This is a genomic window from Flavihumibacter petaseus NBRC 106054, assembly GCF_000974785.1.
GTDB lineage: Bacteria > Bacteroidota > Bacteroidia > Chitinophagales > Chitinophagaceae > Flavihumibacter > Flavihumibacter petaseus.
The window spans coordinates 120,825-132,116 of the sequence record NZ_BBWV01000003.1 but is presented as its reverse complement, the minus strand read 5'-3'; the positions used below and the strand labels follow the sequence as shown (position 1 = coordinate 132,116).

The 11,292-nt window shown below is 50.1% G+C and carries 9 protein-coding genes; all 9 read right to left on the bottom strand.

Annotated features, from left to right (window positions below):
* Positions 1 to 3: 3 nt before the first annotated feature.
* Positions 4 to 285 carry a hypothetical protein gene (locus FPE01S_RS15905; protein WP_046370057.1) on the bottom strand — a complete coding sequence of 94 codons (282 nt, stop codon included), beginning with the start codon at positions 283 to 285 and terminating at the stop codon, positions 4 to 6.
* 185 nt (positions 286 to 470) lie between these two features.
* Positions 471 to 1,538 (bottom strand): SGNH/GDSL hydrolase family protein, encoded by a 1,068-nt coding sequence (locus FPE01S_RS15900; RefSeq protein WP_046370056.1) that lies wholly within the window; start codon positions 1,536 to 1,538, stop codon positions 471 to 473.
* 8 nt (positions 1,539 to 1,546) lie between these two features.
* Positions 1,547 to 2,713: a n-acyl-d-glucosamine 2-epimerase gene (locus FPE01S_RS15895; protein WP_046370055.1), complete on the bottom strand. Its 1,167-nt coding sequence runs from the start codon at positions 2,711 to 2,713 to the stop codon at positions 1,547 to 1,549.
* Positions 2,714 to 2,729: 16 nt separating this feature from the next.
* Positions 2,730 to 3,665, bottom strand: coding sequence for a DUF4434 domain-containing protein (locus FPE01S_RS15890; protein ID WP_046370054.1), 936 nt, complete (start codon positions 3,663 to 3,665; stop codon positions 2,730 to 2,732).
* 29 nt (positions 3,666 to 3,694) lie between these two features.
* Positions 3,695 to 5,089, bottom strand: a complete 1,395-nt coding sequence (locus tag FPE01S_RS15885; protein WP_046370053.1) for a DUF5009 domain-containing protein — start codon at positions 5,087 to 5,089, stop codon at positions 3,695 to 3,697.
* Positions 5,086 to 6,537, bottom strand: a complete 1,452-nt coding sequence (locus FPE01S_RS15880) for a sialate O-acetylesterase (RefSeq protein WP_217998228.1) — start codon at positions 6,535 to 6,537, stop codon at positions 5,086 to 5,088. Before FPE01S_RS15880 ends, FPE01S_RS15885 begins: the two co-directional genes overlap by 4 nt.
* Positions 6,519 to 7,907: an alpha amylase family protein gene (locus tag FPE01S_RS15875; protein WP_046370051.1), complete on the bottom strand. Its 1,389-nt coding sequence runs from the start codon at positions 7,905 to 7,907 to the stop codon at positions 6,519 to 6,521. The genes FPE01S_RS15880 and FPE01S_RS15875 overlap by 19 nt, the downstream gene beginning before the upstream one ends.
* Positions 7,908 to 7,920: 13 nt before the next feature.
* Positions 7,921 to 9,594, bottom strand: a complete 1,674-nt coding sequence (locus FPE01S_RS15870) for a DUF5018 family protein (RefSeq protein ID WP_046370050.1) — start codon at positions 9,592 to 9,594, stop codon at positions 7,921 to 7,923.
* A 22-nt stretch (positions 9,595 to 9,616) separates the two neighbouring features.
* Positions 9,617 to 11,251 (bottom strand): RagB/SusD family nutrient uptake outer membrane protein, encoded by a 1,635-nt coding sequence (locus FPE01S_RS15865; protein WP_046370049.1) that lies wholly within the window; start codon positions 11,249 to 11,251, stop codon positions 9,617 to 9,619.
* Positions 11,252 to 11,292: the final 41 nt, after the last annotated feature.

The window sequence follows — 11,292 nt, the reverse complement described above, 5'->3', positions numbered from 1 at the left end:
GGTTCACAGGGTGATGGCGCTATGGAGGTGCCTGGCAATTTCAAAGCTCAGGTGGTCATTGTAAACGCCATACCCGTCCACTACGGTACCTCTCCTGCCGCTGGCGTCGGAGATGGCGTAAAGGACAGCGTCGTTGCCGGGATCCGAGTCTACTTCGAACCTGTAGACCGCGTCGATAGTAAATTCGTCTGTATGTAAACTCAGTTCGGAAGCAGAAAAATCCGTTGTGTATCCTTTCTTCCGGAGTTCTTCGAGCGCTTCGATCAGCGAATTATAATTTTCCATGCTGAAAAATAGCAGCCCGGTACGCATTTCATTTGACCGGGGTGTTCAATTGATTTGATGTTTTCGGTCATTGTGTCTGACAATTGATTTCGCTGCATCCAAAGTGCTGTCGTCCCTTCGAAAAGATTTTTGATTTATTATAGCAATGCAGCGGGTCATCGCCGGGGAAAACAGGAAGAACTTAACTACCGAATAATCCGCCGCACGACCTGCTGCAGCGCATCGGAGAATCTTAAAAACCCGAGGTCGGTCAGGTGAATGCCGTCAACGGTTGGTTCGCCGTCGGTGCCGATGAGTGTTGCGGCGGACAAATAATAGATGTTCCTGTCTGTTTTTCGCAACAACTCATATTCCTTGCGCAGGGCCTTGTTTTTGTCGGTTACGGTGTTGAACATCTGTTGATCAAATAACGAATGGGGAAATATGATGGATTCAACCATCAGGATCGGGATCTCCGGGTTGTGCGCGCGCAATTTCCGGATGAAGGTTGCCGTTCTGCCCTGCACCTCTTCCAGCGTTACATTGGGAATAAAATCCAGGATAAAAAGCCCGGCATCGGTACGGCGCGCCATCAGCTCTGCAATCTCATAGTCCAGGCGGCCATTGCCGCTGAATCCCAAATTGATCACCTCACGGTTCAGCTTTCGTTCCAGGATACTGGTATAAGACATGCCGGGCCGGGTGGCACAGCCGCCCTGCGTGATGCTGGTGCCATAACAGACGACCGGGTTTTGGGTAGATGGCAACTGCAACAAAGGCTTTCCGATAAAGGCTGTTGAGTCAACGCCGACCTGTAACCCCACTACCCCATCATATAGCGGCAGGTAAAGCAGGTACTCCCGCTCGCCGGCTGCCATATGGGATATGATGGTCTGCTGGTTGCTTTTGCCCCCGGGCCGCGCACTGTTCACAAACTGCCATTTCCCGTTGGTCCAGGCATACAGGTCCAGCCCCTTGATTCCTGTAGCGGTCATGTGGTTCATGCTGTAATCATTCAGCACTTTCCATTTCGCTGCGATGCTGGTACTGTTCGTCCGGAAACGAAGTGCCAGCCCCGAGGTATTCTTTCCCAACTCCCATACCGGTTGGCGGCTTATACCTTTCAATGAAGCGGGCAGACGTTCATAGCGGGTCTCCGTACTATCGTTGATCTTCCCGAGAAGGGGAAAATCAACGGCATCGTAAAACCGGACCTGTGCTAAACCCGGCAGCAGGAACAACAGGAATAATGGCGTAACGTACCACTGCTTCATAAATAAAATTAAGCCTCAACGGCAACAGCTTTCAGCGATTCATATACTTTGTACAGGCCGCGCGGCACATGAAAACATCCTTTCCACTTCCCTCCCTTTAACGTAAACAAGGGTTCGCCACGGCGGTCGAGGTAACCAAACCATTCCCCGTACTGCGGGTCAGAGAAACGGGAAAAAGTATAGGCATCCAGCCGTTCAAACCAGTGCCGGCAACGCAGGTCGCCGGTATAGGCAAAAGCCTTCGCCATGCATACCAGCGCTTCCACATGCACCCACCACAGTTTCTGATCCCACTCCAATTGCTGCAGCGGCTTGTTCAGGATATCTTTAAAATAGAGGATCCCGCCGTGCTCATCATCCCAGCCATAATCCAGGGCCCGCAATGCAATGTCAATGCTCTTCTCCATCAACACGCTGTCTCCCCTGCGATAAGCGATATCCATCATAAACCACATGGCTTCAATCGTATGACCCGGGTTGACCAGCCTGCCTTCAAAACTATCTGAAAAAGACCCGTCGAGGCCTACGCTTTCCATGATTAAACCGGTTGACGGCTGGTAAAAGACTTCCATCACTTCCTGCACTACTTTATCGATCAGCTCCTCTACCATGGGTGTACCCACAATATGCTCCAGTTCCAGCGAAAGATTACTCAGGATCATCGGCAGGGAAAAACTTTTCAAAGGCCGCGTTCCGGGAAATGTTTTGTTGAACTTGCCCTTGGGATCCTCCTGCCGCGCCAGGATCCTGTTGAACGTTCTGTACGCCACATCGCCATATTCATCCTTCCCGGTAATTTTATACAATGCCCCCAATCCCATGCTGGCAAAGCAATCAGAAAATATGTTGTAGGGCTGAACCAACGGGCGCCCGCTGCGGTCCAAAGAAAAATACCAGTCCCCCTGTTCATCCCGTCCGTGTTTCAGCATGAAATCAGCGCCGTGAATAGCCATGGCTTTCCAGCGTTCGTTTGTTTCCAGTTCGCTGTACAACGATGACAGTGTCCAAACCTGCCGGCCCTGTAACCACATAAACTTGTCCGTATCGAATACCTTCCCCTCCCGATCCAGGCAACTGAAAAATCCGCCATACTGCTGATCAGGAGAATGCTTTTCCCAAAACGGCATCACATGCTGCAATAATTCATTCTTATACTTCTCCGCGTAACTATTCATCCTGCTTTTTTTAAGTTTATTTCAACGTTAACGTGTACTCTTTATAGCGGTTATACAAATGGCCCGCCTGCAGATAAGCCGACTGGGGACTCATAAAATGTGAAAACTCAAACGTAATGGCTTTATCGTATCCCGCTTTGCGGGCAGCTTCCAGTTTTAACCGGAGCTTTTCAAACTTGATAGGCAAAAACTTTATCGGCATATCGCGGTCAAAAGATTCCGCATTCGTCCAGCATTGCATCGCATATTTATCCGCCAGCATTTTATTTACCGAAAAGAAATCTTCCAGTTCGTTGTAATCAATATGTCCATCCTGGAAGGCTACTGCGTCCACGGCTGTATGGATCTCGTGAAAGATCTCGTCCCATTCCTGCTCATGTTCGCGCAGGGAAACCGCATCTTCCCTGGTGAGTGCTGAAGACGCGGCCATCACGGCTTTTTTCCCATCGATCCAGGGCGAAATGAAAGTGGGCAGGTTATTGCTGATTCCTTTGCACTGTTCTCCCAGGATGCGGAATGCCCGGGCGGCACCTTTGGTCTTGCGGCTGATCTCCATGCTGAGGTACCAGCCCCCAAAGCTTTTGTAATGACCGTAGCGCTGCCACACTTCATCGATTACATAACGGTTGGCATCAATCTCGTGCTGCATGTTGCCGGTATCCCAATAGCTGCCGCTGTCGTACAAGCCGAAATAGAATGTCATCCCGTGTTTCTCTGACAACTGCAGGAACATTTCCACCAGGTCAACCGGCGGTGCGTAGCAGCGCATGTTGTGCTGCAACCATGCAGAGGGATAGGTAATAAACCGGCGGTAGCCACTGCGGATCATGATCACGGTATCAATGCCGATGGCTTTCATGTGTTCAAAATCCCGGTCCCACTCGGCACGCCCCCAGTTCTGATGAGGAATATCGTGGGAGATCTCATCAATAAATGTTCCCGTTATTTTCATATAACAACTTTGTAATTCATTTTGTCAGGTTAAGAACGCCAGAACCATTTGCGTTGTGTGGCAAAGCCCGTGATCCCGATCATCAACCCCATATACACAGCGGTACGGATCAATCCCAGGTAAGGGCTTTTGCCGGCAAGTGTATCCAGTACCGGCCGCAATTGTAAGAGGCCCAGTACCGGCACTACAAAAAACAGCACCACACAGTAGGCCAGCATAGGGTTTTGTCCGACCCTGATTACGGTTGCATTTAACCGGGACTTCGGAAATTGCTTTACCAGGCTGTCGCATACCAGGTAAAACAGGAATGCCAATCCGCCCGTCACCAGCCAATAACCAAAGGAGGAAGGATCTTTTTTAATGCCGCCTTCCCAGGGTTCCACGCAAAGGCCGATGGTGATCAACGCAAATCCCCAACCAAACAGATTTTTATAAAAAGCCGGCTGGCCGGTGCGCCATTTTCTACACAACAACCCAGCGGCGATTCCCATAAGCAAATGACCGCCAAGATCAAGCCTCAGCATTCGGGTATAGAGCATCACCAGGTGAAATACCAACAGCAACAGGCTAACCGATGCCAACAGGTGGATCTGCCTCGTTTCCTCAGCGGTGCCGGAAGGGGTATTGTCTTCGTTATCCCTGACCAGCAGGTCGCCCAGGATCGAACCAGGCAATACAATGCAAAGATATTTCAGGAAGGAAAAATCATAGATCCAGCTCCATTGCTTTCCCGCATGCGCAATCACCGCCGGCCAGCTTCCTTCGACATCTTTGGTTAGCCACAGTGCAGCCACGACGCCCATGACGGCGATCCTTGCGAGTATGTTGTTTGCTGTAAACAGCCATACCAGCGAACCGAAGACAGCCATATTGGCCAGGATCAGGATGATGATATCACTGTTGGCCTTATCGAAAGGATGATGGAATACCTGGCTGTGACAATAGCCGAGTGCTGCAACCAACAGCAAGCCGGTAAACTGGATGGCATACCGTTTCACCGCAGCACCTTCAAAACGCATAAAGATGAGGAACCACGCGATAAAGACCAATATCGCCGTGATATAATTCACCCATAGGGGTCCATCCAGGTTACCCGGATTAAAATAAGCCAGGGTAATCGCGAAAAAGACGAGCAGGAAGCCTCTTCTGACTATACCGGGAACGATCACACGATAATTCCCGGTATCGAGCTTTTTCTTTAACGCCAGGGGAAACGCTGCGCCCATGGCAAACAGGAAAAACGGGAATACCAGGTCTACCCAGGTAATACCGGCATGATCCGGGTGAAAGGTAAAATCGGGTGGCCCCACCTGTGCATGGTACATCCATCCCGGAAATTCCCTGCTCCAGGGGATCACGGCAGCTAACACCATCCCGATAATGGTGAACCCACGGAACAGGTCTATGCTATAATTCCTTTTCATTTTGTAAGGGTATACGAAAATGGAGCAGCTGGCAGTGCGAAGTTGTTCACCAGGTTACCGGTTTTGTAATTCCGGAAGCAATAGCGCACCTGCACGGGCATGGAAACAGCTTCGTTCCATACTTTAACCACGGCGGTTGCATTGATGACAACCGCCTGTGCAGGCAGAAAATGCCCGTCACTTCCGGCAATTTCAAATCCTTCAACCGGGGCGTTCTCAGGGTTCAATCCAAACTCACCATACTTAAAGGTGACTTCAACTGCGCCGTCTTTCACGCTTGCTGACTGGAATACAGGGCCTGTGGGCGTAAAACCTTTAACGCCATACGCATCCGCCAGTGCCCATAGGGCAAGCCGCTCTCCCACTTCTTTTTTGCGCGGCGGATGAATAAATACCTCGTCTCCCAAATCAACTGTATGTACCATGCCTACATGGGTCAGCTCCTGCGACAATTCCAGTTGTACCTGGCGGAACTGTGCCCAGTCCAGTGAATCCTTATGGTCCGATTTCCAGGGAGCCAGCTGTACAAAATAGAAAGGCATTTGCTGCTGGTGAAAGAATGCCCGGTAACCTTTCAGCATTTCCGGGAACAGTTTTTTATACAACTGCGGGTTGCCTGTATTGGCTTCTCCCTGGTACCATAACATTCCCCTTACCGGAAATCCTTGCCAGGGCTGCACCATGGCATTGAACAGCAAGGTGGGTGTGCCTGCCGTCCAGCCAAATTCCTTCTGCTCCGGGTCGGGCATGGCGATGGCCGGGAAGCCAGCCAGCATTTCCCGGCTCATCCATGCTTCTATTTTTGACATGCTCCAGGAACAGTTGATAATCCCGATGGGAATATCCACTACCTGGTTCAGCTTGTTGGCGAAGAAATAAGCAGCTGCACTGAAATCTGCAACAGCTTCGGGACCGGCAGCAGACCATTTTCCTTCCACGCTGTTAAAGGCTGGCGTGGTGCTCCAGGCATTCTTCACGGTAAATAACCGGATGCTGCGGGTAGCCTTTGCCGTTACAATCGCATCCAGTGACCCTGTTACCGGTTGCCCCCTGAAGCCTTTGACGGGCATTTCCATATTGGACTGACCGGAACAAAACCACACGTCGCCAACCAGGATATTGTTCAGGCACAGCGTCTCTCCATCATCAAAACAGACCTGGTAATATTGCTGAGAACCTTTGGGGGTTAACAGCTTTGCCTGGAATGATCCGTCTTTGTCCGCATACACCACCACCCGTTTTCCCGGGTTCCAGGAGGCTGTAACAACCACTTTTGATGCGCGGTTGGCAGTGCCGCTGATGAGGATCTCACTGTTCTGTTGGATCACAATATTGTCTCCCCAGATAGTACGCAGCGTCACGCGGGAATAGGCTGTTGCGTTGAACAACAAGGTGGCTGCCAACAATACCATGCCCGCAACATTCCTGATCATTTCTTTTCGAGCCATGCGTCGATGCCTTTTTTCAAGCCGTCCCAATAGTTATATTTTTTTATGTGAACCAGGTCGAACACAAAATACCCGTCGCATGCGCCCATGGCCGCATCTATAGATTGACCAAGCTCTGTTTGTTTTCCGCCGTCACCCCAGCCGGCACCATTGCCAACATCCGGCCCGCCGATTACTACGCCTTTGCCGATCTTCGCCTTCGCCTTTTTGCAAAATCCTTCCACGGTCCACTCCTCGCTGCCATAAATGCTCGTGGTTCCTGCATAGGCACCAATCATCGTAATATCCATCAGGTCGCCATAGCCATAGTTTTTGTAATCCGCGCTTGCCCAGGTGGGATAATCCTGTGCAGTGTTGTAACCTGTACTTGCCCAATTCACGCCTACATCGTAGTAGGTGGAATACCAACCGCCCACATACACGCCAAATTCGATCTTACTGTTGACGGATTTTACTTTGGTCCGGGCTTTCTCCATGAAGTCCCGGGTTGTTTTTGCCCTGAATGCCAGCCATTGCTTAAAGTATCTGGGCAGGGTTGCGGGCAGCGGGTAACTGGGTGTACCCGGCACAATCACATCATTGGGGAAGTTGGCTACCGTTTCCCCGATAAAGGTTTCGAACTTCGATTTGGCGATCGGTGAAAAATCGGTATTGAAGTTGTTAAACCGGCAACGGTCAAGAATAATGCCGTCCACATTGTAGGCAGCCAGGTCGCCCAGGATGTTCAACAGGTATTGTTGTACTTCATCGTTATGCGGGTTGAGAAATTTGGTACCGTAACTGTTGTCCGGATCAGTGGTGGCATCCACATCCATTACATTGGTGAGCCCGGAGGGAAGGTTCAGGGTAGTGGCCCAATCCTTTTTGGAGGCATCTCTGAACAGCAGTCCCTGCTGCCCGAGGCCATAAGAATACTTGTTGCCCGCCACGAAAGTATTAATGGTAGCATATACTTTCAATCCTTCCGCATGGCCTGCATCAATAAAGGCCTGGAGGTAATCCCAGGTTGCGGTTCGTTCGAAAAAAGTATACCCGGCATCGCTCCAGTAGTCCAGTTTGTGCACCGGTTCTGCATGGGTTGAATTAAACAACACATCACCCATTGACGGACGCACATCCACCACGAAGCCAGTAAGCCCTGCTTCTTTCATCTTCTTTACATCCCGCTGGATATTCGACTTATCATTGGCATAGTCGGGGAAATTGGCAGCCGCATCGATCCATACGATCCTGGGCATACTGTTTTTATCAATGGCCGGGTCACCATCCCAGGTCCATTCAGGATTTTTGTATTCCTTTTTACAGCCTGCTGACAATATGGTCAGCAGTGTCAGCGCCAGCAAAAAGGCAGTAAAGTGATTACGCTTCATAAAATAATTTTGATTATTTGTCTACACAATCAAATTCGTAGCTGGCAAAATTGCCCACGCTGAAATCAATGGTAAATACCTGCATTTTGTAGCCATCAGCAGTTGGTGCAATCAGTACATCACCGGAAGCGGCAACGTTGGCGCCCAATTGTCCATAGCCCGAAGCAAATACCAGCGCATTGGTGGAATTGACATTGCCGGAAAAATTACCCATGGCTGACACATCATACACATACAATTCAGAGTTGATACCCCAGTAAGGGAAATGACTCGGGCAATACAGCACCATGTATTTGGCATTATTGAAGGTTTTGGCATCGGTGAGGTTGTTGTTGATCCCCCAGGCATTTCCTGATGTCTGTGGCCCCAGTGTCAATGCTTTTGCACCATTCTTATCGAGGTAATACAGGTTATCGTTGCCACCATCATAATAGCTCACGAAAGAACCATCATTCACATCATCGGAGCGGGAAGACATCTTGCCGCCATTGATGCCCTCACCCCAATAAGGAATACCATTGGCATCCACCACTTCAGCATTACCTGCCACACCACCGGTAACGGTCCAGCGCACAAAAGATTTGGAGCCGGCCCCACTGGTACCCTGGCAGGAAGCAATGATCACGGCTTTGCTGTTCAGGTCACCGTTCACCGACAGCCTGCTACCCACGGGGAAACCGGAAGTATTGGTCCAGGTGATAAAAGGCGCAGGCGCAGCGGTCATTGCACTGGTCTTGTAAATTTTTACCGTTCCGCCCACAGCAGCCTGGTCTATCAACAGGATATTCCCTTTTGCATCACTGGTGATAGCGCCGTCGCCTTTCGCAGCGCCCAAAGTCATCATCCCCACATAATTGCCGGTGCTCCTGTTATAATATTTCGGTGCATTGCCATCACCAGCAGAAATGGCAACAAAATTTCCGGAAGCAGCAAGACTTGGTTTGGCGCTGTTGCTATAGCCCAGGTCTTCCAGTTTCAAATTGAAAGCCTGGTTCTGGGAACCGCTTCTGAATCCATAAGGAATTTTTGGCGGCGCTGACTTCTGCACCTGGTACACTGTTTTGGAAATGCCATCATGGGCCAGCACCGTAATAGATGTTGGGCTGTTGAGGTTCATTCCTGTTAAGGACTCCACCACGCTGGCATGCGGAGATACGGTTACGGTAACATTAACATTGGACAGGTCCTCCACCGTGATCAGCGAAACCGTTTTGGCATTCTGGTCGATCAGCCCGGTTACGCCCAAATCTTCAATGGAGAAAAAGGTCAGTTCCGATTTCTTTGATTTCGTACGGACGCCCGTAATCGTTATCTGCCTTTTGGATCCGTCCGCACCGGTGAGCGTGTACGTGTTCTCTTTGGTGAGATCGACGATGCCCAATGCCGGGGAAATTGACGCATTATTGGCCAGCGCTGCTTCCAGCTTCATCGCTGACATATACACATCGGTTTCGTCATTGGCGGATTCCGGAAAAAACCAGGGTATAGGAATAAGAATGGTATTCTCTGCGTCAACCGGGATGGCATAACGCGTCGCCTCCTGGCCGGTATTGGGGCCGGAAGTAAATTTGGCGGTGATGCTGCCTAAAGTAGCTTCCGTTCCCGGATCGGGAACCAGGTCAGCTTTCTGGCAGGACACAAACATTGCCATAACGGCAATGAGTAGTGGATATATATTCTTTATCATGGTAAATGACTATTCTATTGAATTAATTCCATTCCGGAAATTGACTGATGGCAGTGTTATTGGTAATCTCTGAAACAGGAATAGCGATCCTGTACATTTTCACCGGGAAATTGCGGTCCTGCTGGTCACAGTCCACATAGGTATATACAAACTGCCCGCTGCCATTTTTTTCGATCTTCAGGCCATGCACCCTTGTACCGGTAAAGGCAGTCTGCGCCAGCTCCCAACGCCGCATGTCCCAGTAGTACTGGCCTTCATAAGCCATTTCCACTTTACGTTCCTGCCGGATCTGTGCCATCAGCGCATCTCCTGCCTTATCGGTGTAGGGCAGGCCGACACGGGTCCTGATTTTCCTTACGGCATCGTTGGCCAGGTCAGCAGCGCCGTTTTGATAACAGGCTTCCGCATAGTTCAGCAGTACTTCTCCCAGGCGCAATGCTATCCAGGGCTGGGTGGAATTATCGGAATTAAGGTCCAGGTTTTCATCGAGCAGCTTGCGCAGGAAGTAACCGGTAACTGTTCTTCCTGCAGGAACTGCATCTGTTTTCCAATTGGCATAGCCGTCTTTTCCATTTACAAAGGCTTCAATGGTGCGGCCTTTCCAGGTGGCACCGTTGTACAGCACAGATGCCTGGAAACGTGGTTCCAATTGTTCATAAGGCGGCGTTTCCGTGGTACCGGAAGTGTTATGCCACACGGACCAGTCGGGAAAACCACCCGTGCCGGCCAACTCGTAAGATTCAACCATTTCCTGCGGCGGTGTACCATAAGCCCCGCTGCCTTCTTTATCTCCACCGGGTGAATAGTAAAAATCAAAGCTGTGCGTGAAGACCCGCTTGTCGTAGCTATACTGGATAATGGCTTCACTATTGCCGCTTTTGAATGCATCAGCATAGTTTGCCGTGAGCGAATAATTCATGTCCAGCACTTTCTCGGCCGCAGCCTGGGCAGCAGGCCAGCGTTTGGCATATAACATTGCCCTTGACATAAATCCATAAGCAGCCCCGGATGTCAGCCGGCCCATGGCATTGTTGGAAACAGGCAGGTGTTCACCGGCAAATTGCAGATCCTGCTCAACAAAATTCCAACCATCTGCTTCTGAACTCAGCGTCGCTGTTTTGGAAATCTTAGTCAGGTCTTCATCATAAATTATTACTTCTTTGTATCGCTTTAACAGGTCGAAATACAGGAACGCCCTGAAGAAACGCAGCTCTCCTTCCAGGCGAACAGCATCGGCTTCAGCCAGTGAAGTGCCGTATTTTTTCAGGTTGCTGATGGCTTCGTTCACCCGGCGCACTTTGTCATACACAGTTTCCCATCCACCCAGGTAAACCGAAACATAGTTGGCCGTCAATACTGGTCCGCCATAAGCCACTTCATTGGGAATGTACATGTTGGCATTGTAGGTCATGGAAGAATATTTCAGCATGTCTGTAAATCCTTCCGTCATGCCGGCACTGCTCTGACCCGAACTGAAACTTCCAAAATAATTGAAGTCGTGATAAAAACTGTTTACAGCCAGCTCAGCATAATCAACCCTGCTCCAAACCAGTTTATCGGAGGCAGCATTGGTGGGTTCGAGATCCAGGTACTTTTTGCAGGAAACCGCTCCCAGCAAAAGCCCCAGCATCATGGTATTTATAATAAGCTTTTTCATCCGAATGCTATTTAGTATGATCGGGATTATTGATTATTCAG